15 protein-coding genes are annotated in these 14,074 nt (G+C 66.4%); 7 read left to right on the top strand and 8 right to left on the bottom strand.

The annotated features are described in order from the left end of the window. Positions 1-1,014 (top strand): acetamidase/formamidase family protein, encoded by a 1,014-nt coding sequence (locus AC3A6P_RS01940; RefSeq protein WP_487687654.1) that lies wholly within the window; start codon positions 1-3, stop codon positions 1,012-1,014. A gap of 11 nt (positions 1,015-1,025) precedes the next feature. Further along, on the top strand, positions 1,026-1,763 hold the full coding sequence (locus AC3A6P_RS01935) for an SDR family NAD(P)-dependent oxidoreductase (RefSeq protein ID WP_487687652.1): 738 nt from the start codon (positions 1,026-1,028) through the stop codon (positions 1,761-1,763). A 54-nt stretch (positions 1,764-1,817) separates the two neighbouring features. Here the strand turns inward: AC3A6P_RS01935 and AC3A6P_RS01930 are convergent, their stop codons facing one another. The 4 genes from AC3A6P_RS01930 to AC3A6P_RS01915 all read right to left on the bottom strand — a co-directional run bounded on the left by AC3A6P_RS01930 (position 1,818) and on the right by AC3A6P_RS01915 (position 4,975). After that, positions 1,818-2,123: a hypothetical protein gene (locus AC3A6P_RS01930; protein ID WP_487687649.1), complete on the bottom strand. Its 306-nt coding sequence runs from the start codon at positions 2,121-2,123 to the stop codon at positions 1,818-1,820. 133 nt (positions 2,124-2,256) lie between these two features. Continuing rightward, the gene (locus tag AC3A6P_RS01925; RefSeq protein WP_487687647.1) at positions 2,257-3,201 is read right to left on the bottom strand and encodes an antibiotic biosynthesis monooxygenase; all 945 of its coding nucleotides are present in this window, start codon (positions 3,199-3,201) and stop codon (positions 2,257-2,259) included. Positions 3,202-3,236: 35 nt separating this feature from the next. Further along, positions 3,237-4,457, bottom strand: a complete 1,221-nt coding sequence (locus tag AC3A6P_RS01920) for a TetR/AcrR family transcriptional regulator (RefSeq protein ID WP_487687644.1) — start codon at positions 4,455-4,457, stop codon at positions 3,237-3,239. A 194-nt stretch (positions 4,458-4,651) separates the two neighbouring features. Further along, on the bottom strand, positions 4,652-4,975 hold the full coding sequence (locus AC3A6P_RS01915) for a hypothetical protein (protein ID WP_487687642.1): 324 nt from the start codon (positions 4,973-4,975) through the stop codon (positions 4,652-4,654). A gap of 258 nt (positions 4,976-5,233) precedes the next feature. On the opposite strand from AC3A6P_RS01915, the gene AC3A6P_RS01910 reads away from it, so the two are divergent. Then, a complete protein-coding gene (locus AC3A6P_RS01910; protein ID WP_487687639.1) occupies positions 5,234-6,052 on the top strand; it encodes a mycofactocin-coupled SDR family oxidoreductase in 819 nt (272 codons plus the stop codon). A 164-nt stretch (positions 6,053-6,216) separates the two neighbouring features. Next, positions 6,217-6,351 (top strand): hypothetical protein, encoded by a 135-nt coding sequence (locus tag AC3A6P_RS01905; protein ID WP_487687637.1) that lies wholly within the window; start codon positions 6,217-6,219, stop codon positions 6,349-6,351. Positions 6,352-6,407: 56 nt separating this feature from the next. On the opposite strand, the gene AC3A6P_RS01900 is transcribed toward AC3A6P_RS01905, so the two are convergent. After that, entirely contained in the window at positions 6,408-6,713 is a 306-nt protein-coding gene (locus AC3A6P_RS01900) for a hypothetical protein (RefSeq protein ID WP_487687634.1), read from the bottom strand. 334 nt (positions 6,714-7,047) lie between these two features. Continuing rightward, a complete protein-coding gene (locus AC3A6P_RS01895; protein WP_487687631.1) occupies positions 7,048-7,188 on the bottom strand; it encodes a hypothetical protein in 141 nt (46 codons plus the stop codon). Between AC3A6P_RS01895 and AC3A6P_RS01890 the strand changes: the two genes are divergently transcribed. Genes AC3A6P_RS01890 through AC3A6P_RS01880 form a run of 3 tightly spaced genes read left to right on the top strand, consistent with a single transcriptional unit; the run spans position 7,187 to position 12,763 of the window. Then, positions 7,187-8,695 (top strand): DUF3375 domain-containing protein, encoded by a 1,509-nt coding sequence (locus tag AC3A6P_RS01890; RefSeq protein ID WP_487687629.1) that lies wholly within the window; start codon positions 7,187-7,189, stop codon positions 8,693-8,695. The genes AC3A6P_RS01895 and AC3A6P_RS01890 overlap by 2 nt on opposite strands. Beyond that, a complete protein-coding gene (locus tag AC3A6P_RS01885) occupies positions 8,692-9,399 on the top strand; it encodes a DUF4194 domain-containing protein (protein WP_487687626.1) in 708 nt (235 codons plus the stop codon). Before AC3A6P_RS01890 ends, AC3A6P_RS01885 begins: the two co-directional genes overlap by 4 nt. After that, positions 9,392-12,763: an ATP-binding protein gene (locus tag AC3A6P_RS01880; protein ID WP_487687624.1), complete on the top strand. Its 3,372-nt coding sequence runs from the start codon at positions 9,392-9,394 to the stop codon at positions 12,761-12,763. Before AC3A6P_RS01885 ends, AC3A6P_RS01880 begins: the two co-directional genes overlap by 8 nt. A gap of 3 nt (positions 12,764-12,766) precedes the next feature. On the opposite strand, the gene AC3A6P_RS01875 is transcribed toward AC3A6P_RS01880, so the two are convergent. Further along, positions 12,767-13,111: a hypothetical protein gene (locus tag AC3A6P_RS01875; protein ID WP_487687621.1), complete on the bottom strand. Its 345-nt coding sequence runs from the start codon at positions 13,109-13,111 to the stop codon at positions 12,767-12,769. 132 nt (positions 13,112-13,243) lie between these two features. Beyond that, the gene (locus AC3A6P_RS01870; protein ID WP_487688130.1) at positions 13,244-14,068 is read right to left on the bottom strand and encodes a DUF4344 domain-containing metallopeptidase; all 825 of its coding nucleotides are present in this window, start codon (positions 14,066-14,068) and stop codon (positions 13,244-13,246) included. Positions 14,069-14,074 lie beyond the last annotated feature (6 nt).

The following is a 14,074-nucleotide window of genomic DNA, read 5'->3' as shown; positions in this document are numbered from 1 at the left end:
ATGGAGCACGTCACCTTCATCCCCACCGTTGACCAGTTGGCCTATACCTTCGGCGGTGCGCAACCGGTGTTGCGCATCAAACCGGGGACCGTGCTGACGTTGTGGACCGAGGACGCCTACGGCGGACGGATCACCAGCCGGGATGACGTCGCCAGCGTGGCGTTGGACACCGAGGACCTCAACCCCCAGACCGGCCCGTTCTACATCGAGGGCGCCGAACCCGGCGACACCCTGGCGGTGCACCTGGTGGATCTGACGCCGGCCCGCACCTGGGGCGCTTCGACGTTGATCCCGTTCTTCGGCGGGCTGACCAGCGTCCCGGCCAGTCCCACACTGCAGCCGGCGCTGCCGGAACGCACCTGGATCTACGAATACGATTCGGCCACAGATTCTCTCGCGTTCGCAGCACAGGCCAGCGATTTCAACATCACCCTGCCGGCCAACCCCATGCTCGGCACTGTCGGCGTGGCACCGGGGCGCCGTGAAGTGCGCAGCTCGCTGGTCCCCGACTCCTTCGGCGGCAACATGGACACCCCGGAGATGGCGGCGGGCGCCACCTGCTACCTCGGAGTCAACGTGCCCGGCGCGCTGTTCTCCCTCGGCGACGGGCACTACCGACAGGGCGAGGGCGAGTCATGCGGCACCGCGGTCGAAGGCGCCATGCACGTCACTGCCATCGTCGAACTGATCAAGGGCGCCGGCCCGGCCTGGCCGCGGTTGGAGACCGACACCCATCTGATGTGCATCGGTTCGGGACGACCCCTGGAAGAGGCGTGGCGGGCCGGCCAGGTGGAAATGATCACGTGGCTGGGCGAGCTCTACGGCTTGGATCGGCTCGACGCCTACCAACTCCTGACGCAGATCTCGCAGGTGCCGATCGCCAACGTGGTCGACACCAACTACAGCGCCGTCACCAAAATCGACAAGCGACTGCTGCCGCCCGCCCCGGCGTACGGCGGCATCCACGCTGAACTTCGTTCGGCCGCAGCAGCACTGGGCAGCATCAACTACTGAAGAAGGGCATCATGGATCTCGGATTGGCGGGTAAGCGTTTCCTGGTCACCGGCGGCACCCGCGGCATCGGCCGCGCGATCGTCGAAGGACTTCTGGCAGAAGGCGCCGCGGTGGCTTACTGCGCACGCACGGTGGACAAGAGTCTGGAAGTACCGTCGGCGCTGGGTACCGCGGTGGATGTCGGTGACACCGAGGCACTTTCGTCATGGGTCACTGCGAGCGCGGAGGCACTCGGCGGTATCGACGGTGTGGTGGCCAACGTCAGCGCGCTGGCGATCCCGGAGAACCCGGAGAACTGGCGCGCCAGCTTCGAGGTCGACCTGATGGGCACCGTCGGCCTGGTGGATGCGGCGCTGCCGTACCTGCTGGAGTCCGGCGCCGGGTCCATCGTCACCATCTCCAGCGTGTCGGGCCGCGAGATCGATTTCGCGGCCGGGCCCTACGGCACCTTCAAAGCCGCCATCATCCACTACACGCAGGGGTTGGCCTACCAACTGGCCGGCAAAGGGGTGCGTGCGAACACGGTCAGCCCCGGCAACACCTACTTCCCGGGCGGGGTGTGGCCCTCGATCGAGGAGAACAACCCCGAATTGTTCGCCACCGCACTGGGACTCAACCCGACCGGCCGGATGGCCACCCCGCAGGAAGTCGCCAACGGCGTGGTGTTCCTGTCCAGCCCGGCGGCCAGTTTCATCACCGGCACCAATCTGTTGGTCGACGGCGCCTTGACCCGGGGTGTGCAGCTCTAGAAACGCGAAAAGGGGGCGCCCCGGCTGGGACGCCCCCTTGACTCGGGCTTCAGATCAGCGGACGTCGACGTAGACGGTCGTCGTGCTGACGGGGCCGAACTGTTTGTCGTCGTCATTGTTGGCGCCGCTCACGGTGTGGGTGAAGGTCGCGCCCTTCCCCACGGAGACCACGTTGGCCTCCTCCAGTGAACGCTCGGACAGACGGTTGACCACGACGTGGTAACCCTGCGCTTCGAGCGAGGAGATGGTGGCCTGCGCGTTGGTGGTGGCGCTAGGCGCGGCCAGGGCCGGGGCGGCAAGGCCGACGAATCCGGCGGTCGCGGCGGTGGCGGCAAGGGTGGCGATTCCGAACTTGTTCATTTGTATCGTGCTTCTCTCTGTTTACTCACATCGTCGATCGGCCGGCGCTCTCGCCATCCCGGTCAATGGAGTTAACCCGCCGTTAACCAATTTAATTCCGCGAGAGCAAAATTCACGCGTGACGCGCGCCACATCACGGGTGGATCGGCAGCTGCAGCCCCGGCACCGTCGCGAACAGCGTCAACCACACGCCGTACACGGCGAACACCACCAGCGCACCGGCCACCGAAACCCGCAGCGACGACCCCGCCACCGGGTCGAGCCAACGAGCGAACGCCCGCGTGGCGAACGGCATCAGGGCATACGTCATCGCGGCGACGCACACCACCTGGGTCAGCCAGGTCGACAGCCACGGGTGTGCGCCGAGTTGCACCCAGAGCGGTGCGATGAACCGGGTCACAGTCATCGCGGTGGGATAGAGCACCAGCACGATCAACATCGCCGTCCGCCATTTCGGCGTGACCCGCGGGCGTCCGTCCTGCACGCGCAGGATCGAACCGAACGGCGCGTCGACGGTGAAGTCCTTTGTCAGGTGTGCCCGCAGATGCGGCACGCGCTGCGCCCGTTCGTCGGAGGCCAGCCATGTCGACAGCTGGTCATCGGTGTGAAAGCTCAGGATCGACATCCACTGGTTGCGGCCCGGTAACGGTGGCAACAGGATCAGGAAGTCGAACCCGGGCAGGCTCGCGGTGGCCGCGGCGATCTCCTGCTCGGCGGCCATGAACTCGCCGGTCCGGCCGGGGATCACATCGTGGCGGAACACCGCGGTGCCCGGCGGCAGGCGGTATGCGTCACCCACCAGCAGCACCGACGATTTGCCAAGCACACCTTGATCATTCGCGTCACTGAATGCCGTCTCATGCGCCGCCGAGTCCAGCCACGCGTTCAGATGTTCGGTGGTGTCGAAGGTGATGGCCGCAGCGCTGGCCAGATTGCCGCCGCGGCGGGCCAGCCGGATCGCTTCGAAACCCGGAAACGCCGATGCCGCCTCCTGCACCCGCTCGAGCCAGGATTGCACCCGCTCCGCCGGGGCGGGATGGAGCAGCACGACACCGGTGGCGGACAGGTCAGTGGACATCGCTCATTCATAGACCACCAACCGGGCTCACCCGGTCAGCGGCCGCCCAGCGTGGCATCGCCCAGTAGGACGGTCAGCATCAGATGCCGGATGATCGCCCGGGCCGAGCCCGTGTCGTCACGCTGCAGCACCCGCCCGACGTCGACCGTCAGCGCAAAACCCGCCTGGACGGCGAAACGTGCTTCGTCGGGGGCGAATTCAGGCCTGGCCGCGGCGACCTGGCTGGACCAGGCCTCCACGGTGGCGCGCTGCATGTTGTGGATCACCACCCGGTCCTCGGCGGGCACGCTGGCGCGCTCGGCGTAGTAGACGTAGGCCAGTTCCGGGTTGGCGATCGAGCGCCGCACATAGGTGTCCACCAGGCCGGCGACGGCTTCTCGCGGGTCGGCGGCGGTGGCCAGGACGTCGGCGACGTCGCCGGACACCCGGTCCGCGCCCCGGCGGAACACCGCCGCCAGAATCGCCCCCTTGCTCGGGAAGAAGCGATAGATACTCGGCGCCGACATGTCCACCGCAGCGGCGATGTCATCGACGCCGGTCTCCCGGTAGCCGCGTTCGTTGAACAGCAGCAGGGCGGCATGCAAAATCTGCTCGTACTCCCCTGCGGCGGCCCCGACGGTGCGGCGCCGGGGTGCGCCGGCCGGCGGCGGCGGTGTGGGCAGGTGGGTGTCACGGAGGTCGCGGGCGATGCGCGCCAGCGTCGCGTGGATCCGGTCGGTGGCCAGCCTCGCATGGTGGTCGGTGATGCTGCCGACGGCGCTGAGCACCGCCGCCGCCAGGATGGTCCGGTGCCGGCCCGTCAGTTCGGGGCGCAGCACCGACAGCGGCCGTTGCAGTCGCCGGTTGACCAGTCTCAGCTGTGCGTCGAGCACGTCCTGGTCGACGCGCTCCAGGTAGCGGTGTTCCCAGCGGTACAGACCGCCGCTGTTGCGGTTCTTGACGGCCGAGTCGGTCAGCGTCGTGACGGCGCGCTCCCAGTTCGCCTCGGCGTCGGCGGATTCGTCGTCCAGAAAGGTGGTGACCTCGAGGAGTTGTTCGCCCATCCCCAGGACCGCCGCCCGGAACAGGTCGTACTTGCCCGCGTAATGCCGGTACAGCGACGCCGCCGTCACGCCCACCCGGCCGGCGATGTCCTCCATGCTGACGCCGTGATACCCCAGCTCGCTGAACGCTTCGGCCGAGGTCCGGGCGATCTGCGCCTTGCGATCTTTGGGTCGCCTGCGCCGCTCCGGGGTCACAGGGGTTGCGCTGGACATCGGTTCACCTTATCGCCGGTTGCGAAACATGCTGGCCCGCAGGAACTGTCGGGGTCAGTGCGTGCGACCTTCGCGACATGGGGCATCGTGGTTCGAAGACCTCACAGGCGTGCGCGGAGCTGACGTCGGCGACATCCTGCGCGGTGCACACCAAAAAGGCACCCCACTCGGGGTGCCTTCTTCGGTGGACTGCTCTAGCGGACGTTGACGTAGACAGTCTTGGTGTTCTGCGGGGCGAACTGGTTGTCGGCGTTGGGGCCGTAGCCGCCTTCGTTACCGTTGTTGGGGTTGGTGTGGCTGAAGGTGGCGCCTTCACCGACAGAGACGACGCTGGCTTCGCTCAGCGGGGCGTTGGACAGCCGGTTGACAATCACCTTGTACCCCTGGTCCTGCAGTGAGGAGATGGTGTCCTGGGCGTTGCCGGCGCCGGTGGGGGCGGCCAGCGCGGGCGCGGCCAGCCCCAAGAACGCGGCGGTGGCGGCGGTGGCAATGGCGGTGGCAAATCCAAACTTGGTCATGATGGTTCTTCTCTCTTGATTCGTTGGGGTTCGAATCGTGGGTCCCAGAGAGGGTCTGTGGCTCGCGGTTCGTGGTGCTCTGATGGTGTAAACCAGCAGATCAGCGGTTTAATTCCACTGGCAGAAATTGACCGTTCACTGGCAGGAAGTGCGCGGCGGCCGCCGCGGCGGGCTACCGCGCGCGACGTTGACCAGCAACGGTGACGATGAGTTCCGCGCCACAGACGGGTCTACCCATCAAGAAGGAAAGGAGACGAGATGGGTGCACTCGAAGGCAAGGTCGCATTGATCACCGGCGGTGCCCGCGGGCAGGGCCGGGCGCACGCACTCACGCTTGCGCGGGAGGGCGCCGATATCGTGCTGTGCGATCTGGCCGCGCCCGTCGCCGAGGTGGATTACGACCTCCCCACCCCAGCTGATCTCGCGCAGACCGAGCAGGCCGTCACAGCGCTGGGCCGTCGCTGTCTGGCCGTCGTCGCCGACGTCCGTGACCTCGACGCGCTGGTCGACCTCGCGAACCGGGCGGTCGACCAGTTCGGCCATCTCGACATCGCCATCGCGAATGCGGGTATCGCCAGCAGCGCACCCGTTGCCGAGATGTCCGCGCGGCGCTGGCAGACGATGATCGACGTCAACCTCACCGGTGTCTTCAACACCTTCCGGGCGGTGCTGCCTCACATGATCGAACGGCAGGCGGGCGCTCTGGTGGCCACGTCGTCGATCGTCGCCAACACCGGGGCCCGCAACTCCGGGCACTATGCCGCCGCCAAGGCCGGGGTGGTCGCGCTGGTGAAGTCGGTCGCCTGGGAGGTAGCCGACCACGGCATCACGGTCAACGCGGTGCTGCCCGCTGGTGTCAGCACGCCGATGATCCACAACCCGGGGACCTACCGGATGATCCGCCCCGATCTGGACCACCCGAGCCGCGCGGATGTCGAGGAGATGTTCGCCAAGGGCAGGCCGCGGCCCGGACTGCTGGAACCCGAGGACGTCGCCAACGCCGTGCTGTACCTCGTGTCCGCGCACGGGCGGGTCATGACGGGCGAGTCGATGGTGCTCGCCAACGGACTGGAGTGAATTCCCGACTGGCGCCGGGGTTTTCGGGACTGGATCGTTCGATGGGCCGCACAGGAGGATCGGCTGCGGGTGAACGTCATCCGCTCACTGGAACCGCATCAACCCGCGCTGCGCGTATGCTCGGGAGATCGGGACCACCCAGGCCCCCAATCAAGGGGTCGGCGATGTCAGACAAATCTCCCCGCTCGAGCATGTCCAAGAAGTCGGGAAAGTCCTTGAAGGAAAAGCGCGCCGACAAGCGGGACAAGAATGCCCCGACCTCCGGCATCGAGATCATCTCCAACAACCGCAAGCGCTGACCGCCCATCGACAAAAGAGGCGCCTCCGCGGAGGCGCCTCTTCGACCGATCTCGGCTTACTTCACGTTGACGTAGACGGTCCGCGTGGTCACCGGGCCGTACAGCTTGTCGTCGTCGCTGTTGGCGCCGGACACACTGTGGGTGAAGGCCGGGCCCTCGCCGACGGAGACGACGGTGGCTTCACTCAGCGGAGCGGTGGACTGGCGGTTGACCACCACCTTGTAACCCTGGTCCTGCAGCGAGGAGATGGTGTCCTGCGCATTGCCTGCACCGGTGGGGGCAGCCAGTGCCGGGGCGGCCAGTCCGAGGGCGCCTGCGGTCAATGCGGTGGCGGCGATGGTGGCAAATCCGAGCTTCTTCATGATCCTGCTTCTCTCGTTGATTCGTTGTGGTCGCATCGTGGCTCGTGTGAGTCGCGGGTCAATCGGTTCAGTGAGGGGTTCTGTCCGATCTGATGGTTGAAACCCGCAGTTCAACCGGTTGATTTCCGTTGGCAGGAATTGAACGGTGGTTGGCAGTATTTAGTCTGTACAACACGTCACGGCGCCTGCGGTTGCTGCTCATGCGCCTAGTTATTCCCGCTTCGGCGCTTACAGGGCAAAGCCATACCGGCGCCCCCGGACACCGCCGCCCTGGCGTTTCCAACGTCGCTGAAGAGTCGCGCAGAGCCGGGCACCGGCGACCCCGCGTACCCGGCTACCAGTGGGGCTGCTGGGCCTCGAGTGACGCCAGTAACGCCTGTTCCGAGCCCAGCGCCAACACACCGAGACTTGTCCCCAACACGCCGCCCCAGCGGAGCATCGCCGCCGCGAAGTCGCCTATCTTGGACGGTTCCATGACCGCTCAGGACGCCCGGAGGTGCACACAGGTGGACGTCAACGCTGAGCTGTCGGCTGTCGACCTGCTCGACCTCAACCGCGACATCCAGAGCTCGCCCACCGTCCGCCTGCTCGCCACCAACAACCTCGGCATCTACGCCACACTGATGGACCGCCACCTCAGCAGCGGCGTGGTTCCGGAAACCGAGCTCGTCGTCGCCTTGGAACAGGACCTCAACAGTCTTCAGGAATCGGACGGTCAGTCCGGGCTGAGCCTCATCAAGTCCTGGGCCAGCCAGGGTTGGTTGCATCGCATTGCCGACACCCGATCCGGTCACGAGCGCAATCTCTGCTACCTCACCCAGGAAGCACGCCGCGCGCTGGACTTCCTTCGCGGCATGCGCCGGCAGGACACCATCGCCACCGGCGGGTCCATCAACGGCATCGCCGCGCGGCTCAAGCAGGTGGCGCTGCGGGTGGGCAACGATCCCGCACGGGTGCGCAAGAGCATCGAGGCCGAGATCGACGCCCTGCGCCAGGAGCTCGACGCCCTGGAACGGGGCCTCGACAGCGACCGCCCGGAACCCGACCTCACCGACTCCTACGACGAGGCCCGCGCCATCGCCCTGCAGATGGAGCGGCTGATCACCGATATCGGCCAGTACGGCACGATGATCGAACAGGCCACCGCCGCACTCGATGAACCGATCGACAGCAATGTCGCATACCGGGACCGGCAGCGGCGCATGTACGCCGACTACCAGCAAGCCTGGGACTCGCAGGGCCGCGACTCACACCGGGCGTTCCTGCGGATGATCAACGATCCCGACCAGCGCGCCGAGTTCGAAGCCGACGTCGCCGCGGTCGCCGAGGCACTCCCGGCGCTGGACCCGCAGCTGCGCAAGGTCATGGCCGGCTTCTTCGAACTCGTCGGACATCAGATCGACGAGGTGGAACGCATCCAGCAGCGCTGCGCGCAGCGCGTCAAACGGTTCACCGCCTACGGCACCCTCGAGCAGAGCCGGGGCGTCGCCCGTCAGCTCAACGAGGCGATCGGCGCCGCCCGCAATCTGCTCAAGTCCTCGTTGACGGACTCGCGGCTCGACATCGAACTCCCGCTCGCCCGGCACGCCATCAGTTCCGTTGGCGCACTGAGCTTCCGGATCGGCGACCTGTCGAATCCCAAACCCGCGCAAGCCGCCGAGGGCGAGGTCGACCTGGCCAGCTTCGCCGCACTGACCACCCAGGTCGACGCGCCGGCGATGTCGGAGATGATCAACGCCGCCATCGCGTCGGGACCGCTGTCGCTGCCCGATGCGGTCGAGATGCTGGATTCGGCTTACCTCGGACACGTCATCGTGCTCTGGTCGTGGGCGCTCAAACAAGCGGACACCAACACCACAGCATCGACTCACCCCGTTGAGAAAGTGCGCTTCCAATCCCTCGACGGCCGCGACCGCGAGATGGAAGTCCCCCGCCTGATGTTCACCGAACCGATCTCCAGCCTGCAGGGAGCCGCCCAGTGACCGAGCAGTCCACTCCCGACTACGAGGGGTTTTCCGCCCTCCCCCACGTCGACCAGAACACCCGCACCCCCCACCAGAAACGGCCCCGGTTCGAAGGTGACGTCAGCGAACTGCCGGACCGGGCATGCTGGGCGCTGCAACAGCTTCTGACCCGCCGGTACATCAGCGCCGAAGCCGACCGCGACCTCTACAGCTGGGTGGTGGAGTACCGCAGAGATCTCACGGTGCGGTTGTCCGAACTGGATCTGCTGCTGCGCCTGGTGCAAGGTGCCGGTGGAGACGACGGAGTCGCGTTCGTCGAGCAGGCCCGTTACGAATCCGCCAAGGGCGCCAAGCTCTTGCGCCGCGAACCGCTGGGCACCTACGACTCCATCCTGGCGCTGCACCTGGCCCAGATGATGCGCGCCTCCGGCGACAGCAGCGTGCTGATCAGCCGTGATGAAGTGCACGGGCTGTTCTCCGGGGTGCTCAACGACGTCGACCGCGACACCGTGACCTTCACCGCCCGCATCGACGCCGCCATAGCGCGCCTGACCGGGCTGGAGATCCTGCGGCGCAGCCGCGACGACGAGGACAGCTACACCGTCAGCCCCGTCATCACGGCCATCATGACGGCCTCGGTGATCACCGAATTGCAGCAGCAGTTCGAACTGCTGCTGGGTGGCGGCACCCCCCAAACAGAGGAAGTAGCGCTGGATGCCTGAGCAGTTCCATCTGTCCCGCCTGCAGGTCATCAACTGGGGTGTGTTCGACGGGTATCACTCCATCCCGTTCAGCGCGGGCGGCGCGCTGATCGCCGGTGCCTCGGGCAGCGGCAAATCCTCACTGCTGGACGCGATCTCGCTGGGCTTCCTGCCGTTCAACCGCCGTAACTTCAACGCCTCGGGCGACAACTCCGCCGCCGGCTCCAGCGCGGGCCGGCGCACCGTCGACAAGTACGTCCGGGGCGCCTGGGGTCAGCGCAGCGACGGCGGCACCAGCAAGGTGATGTACCTGCGCGGCGACGGCACCGCCTGGTCGGCCATCGCCGTCACGTACTCCAGCAACACCGGCCGCACGGTCACCGGCCTGGTGCTCAAGTGGCTCACCGGCGAGTCGCGCTCGGATTCGTCGAGCCGGTTCGTGCTCGCCGACGACGACCGCGACATCGAAGATGTCTGTAACCGCTGGGCCTCAGGCAGATTCGACACCGGCGTCTTCAAGGACGACAACTGGCGGTTCTCCACCAAAGTGGAGTCGCAGTACCTGGCCCAGCTGTACGCCACCATCGGCATCCGCGCCTCCGACGCGGCCCAGCAGCTGCTCGGCAAGGCCAAGTCACTGAAAAGCGTTGGCGGGCTCGAGCAGTTCGTCCGTGAGTTCATGCTCGACGAACCGGAGAGCCTGTCCCGGCTGCCCGAGGCACTCAAGCAGATCGACCCGCTGGTCGAAGCACGTGAACTGCTGGCCGTCGCGCAGCGCAAACGCAAGATCCTCGGCGATATCGAGAAGATCCAGCAGCGCTACGCCTCGGAGTCCTCCGATCTGGGCATCATCGACCTCGTCGACCAGCCGATGGTGCGCGCCTACACCGATCACGTCCGGCTGGCCCAGTGCCCCGCGCAGATCGAGTCGCTGGACAACACCATCGACCAGCTCGGCAACGAGTACGAAGATGTCACGCGCTCACTCAATCTGGCCAAGGCCGAGGCAGATTCGCTCAACGCCCAGATCAGCGGATCCAGCGCCAGTATCGGGCCGCTGCAGTCGCAGGTGGCCGCGGCCGAGGCGCAGGCCGAGGAGGTCTCACGCCGCCGTGCGGCCTACGAAGCGCTGGTCACCGCCCAGAATCTCGACATCCCCGACAGCGCAGACGAGTTCTGGAATCTGCGCGAAGAGCTCACCACGCAGGCCACGGAACTGCTGGCCAAACTCGACCGCGGCCGTGAAGCATCCACCGACGCCGAGTACACGCAGAAGGTCGCGCGGATGGCGCGCGATGACGCCGCCAAGGAGCTCAAGCGGGTGGAGCACGTCGGCTCCGCACTACCCGAGTCGGCGACCACCATGCGTGAACACATCTGCGCCGCAGTCGGAATCGATCCCGGCGAGCTTCCCTACATCGCCGAGCTGATGGATCTGCGCCCCGAGCACAGCCGCTGGCGCGTCGCGGTGGAGAAGGTGTTGCGCGGCGTCGGGCTGCGTCTGCTGGTACCCGACTCGCATTATGCCGCCGTGCTGCGCTTCGTCAACGAGACGAACATGCGGGGCCGATTGCAACTGCACCATGTGCGCGCCAGCCTGGTCGGCAAGGCACCGGTGGACGCCGAGCCGAACACGTTGGCCGGCAAGCTGTTCGTGGTCGATCCGACGCACCCGTGCGCCGCCGAGGCCGCCGACGTGGTGGCCGCCGCCGGCGACCACGTGTGCGTCGACACCCCGGATGTGTTCTCCCGCTTCCGCCGTGCGGTCACCGACACCGGTCTGTACAAGGACTCCGACCGCCTGGCGATCAAGGATGACCGGCGCCCGCTCAAGCAGGCCGAGTACATCTACCAGGGTGACGTGCGCGCCAAGATCGACGCGCTGACCGTCGACCTCGCTGCCGCGGAGGACGCGTATCAGCAGGCCCGGCGTGCTGCTGATGACATCGCCGCTCAGCGTCAGCGCATGCGTGACCGCGCCGCGGCGTGCAAGGCCATCTGCGAGCAGTTCCCGCAGTGGAACCACATCGACACCGAGACCGCCGACAAACACGCGGACCGGTTGCGTGAGCAGTTCGAGATCCTGCTGGCCGACCATCCCGATATCGAGGCGCTGTCGGCCCGCGCAGAGGAATGCTGGTCGGAGATCCAGACGTTGATGACGCGCCGGGGTGCCATCCAGACCCGTCGCGACGATCTCGACGGTAGGCGGACCCGGTTGTTGGAGCTGTCCGAGCGCCTGGCGCCCGCGTTCGTGTCGGAACCGTTGACCGAACTGCTGCACCGGTACGCCAATGATGTGCCGGTGCCGCTGGAGCTGCTCAATCCCGAGCCGCACCGCGAGGCGGTGTTCAACACCATCCGGCGTGAACGGGAGCAGCTGCGCGAGAGCCGCAGGCGTTCCTACGATGAACTCGCCCGCATCCTGAACACATTCGACACCGCGTTCCCCGACGCGATTCCCAATGACAGCGATGTGTTCGATGAGCGGGTGCACGATTACGTGGCGTTGTGCCGGCACATCGACGAGCGGGAGCTGCCCGAGGCGTACGAACTGATGATGCGTCTGGTCACCGAGCAGGCACCGGATGCGATCCTGACTCTGCACCGGGTGGCCGAGCAGGAGGCCCGCCGGATCAGCGATCAGATCGCGCGGGTCAACACCGGTTTGGGGTCGGTCGAATTCAATCGCGGCACCCGGTTGACGCTGCGCGCCACCCCACGCACCCTGACGGCGGTGTCCGAGCTGACCGAGATCGTCCGCGCCATCTCCCGCCGGATCGCCGAGGTCGGATTGGGTGACAAGCAGGCGATTCTGGACCAGTACGCCGATATCCTGCGGTTGCGCAACCGGTTGGCCTCGACGGCGCCCGAGGACAGGGTGTGGACCCGTGACGCGCTCGATGTGCGTAACCGGTTCACCTTCGACTGCGCCGAATGGGATGTGCGCAGCGAAGAATTGATCCGCACGCACAGCAACGCGGGTGACAACTCCGGCGGTGAGCAGGAGAAGCTGATGGCGTTCTGCCTGGCGGGCGCCTTGAGCTTCAACCTCGCGGCGCCGGGAGACGCCAGAGAAGACGATGCCAACAAACCGGTTTTCGCCCAACTCATGCTCGACGAGGCGTTCTCGAAGTCCGACCCGCAGTTCGCCCAGCAGGCCCTGCAGGCGTTCCGGAAGTTCGGTTTCCAGTTGGTCATCGTCGCCACGGTGCAGAACGCCACCACCATCCAGCCCTACATCGACAGTGTGGTGATGGTGTCGAAGAAGGAGGCCACCGGTCGCAATGCGCGGCCCGTCGCCACCGTGGCCACCAAGACCATCTCCGACTTCACCGCCCTGCGGCAGGAGATGAGCACGGCGAAGGTGCCGGCCACGGTGTGACTGTCAGACGGTGACCACTTGGACCACCAGGGTGTCGACGTCGCCCACCGGGGCCACCGGTACCGGCTCGGCGCACAGCAGATCGCCGCGGGTCAGCACCCCTTCACCGCTGAGGTCGATGTGGCAGCCGAGCGAAAGGCAATGCGTCGGCGGCACTTCCGGTGCCTCCATCGCGAAGTGATGGCGGTGGCCGGGCATCACCACGGTGTCCGGGAAACTGCTGACCGCGATCACCGGAGACACCCCGTCGACCAGTGACGTGTCGCGCACATCGATCACCATCATCGCGGTAGCGCACGGCGCACACAGTGGCATGATGACGGTGCCCCGAAGCCAGCGCATTGGCATATGACCACTTTCGCGCATTCCCGTGACAACGGCTCGGGTACGGCACTACTCGTCTCGTGAATCGCTGACGTGCGCCCCCGGCAGGATCGCCGGGGCCGATTCACCCTGTTGAATTCACCAAGCGCCGTACGGTCACTCCTTGACGTAGGGCCCCAGCAGGCTGGCCCAGGCGTAACTCATGCGATCGAACTCATCTGCGCACCGGCCGGCCCGTTCTTCGGGCAACAGATCGTTCTCCACCAGGTCGCTGTTCATGTCGGGGTCAGCGCCGTACGCCCAGCACAGCAGGTTGTACATGCGGGTCTGGTCGAGCGAGTGCTCATCGGCGAATGCCGATTCGTCCAGTTCGCCGTAGGCGGAGAAGGCTTCGAAGAACCGGGCGTTGTCGCGCAGGATCGACACCGATTCGGGATCGAGCTGATCGTCGTCACCGGGCATCAACAGCATGAAGGCCGAGAGCTGATCGGCCACATCCTCTTCCCGGCCGGTGGTCGGCAGGTCATAGATGTCGATGACCATGTGCCCCATCTCGTGGAAGAAGGTCGCGTAGGTGGCATTCACCGCGGAGTCGAGCGCGTCGGTATCGGAGTCACCGGCGTCCAGGAACATGCTCTCGGCGAAGTCGACATACTCGTAGCACATGGTCATCTTCTGCTCCGACGGGCTCCACCAGGCATTGGGTTCGTCGCACTGCTGGCCCACCAGCGGGATGTCGTAGGGCAGCTTCAACAGCTCGCTGGCACCGGCGGCCATGTCCTCGAGCATCTTGCCGTCTTGGTAGATCTGGCGGCCGCGGATCGCCTCGGGTGTCGTCGCATCCTCGTAGGTGGCGATCATCTCGCCCTGGTCAGCGAATTCCTCCGCAGCTGCGGCGTTTTCGGTGGTCGCGGTGGCCGACTCCGATTCACCCGACGGTGCGGCCGCGTCGTCGGAGGCGCCGCACCCCGCCATCAACATCGCCAC

The sequence above is a fragment of the Mycobacterium sp. Soil_C_30 genome (assembly GCF_057656995.1).
This window is presented reverse-complemented; position numbering and strand designations above follow the sequence as displayed.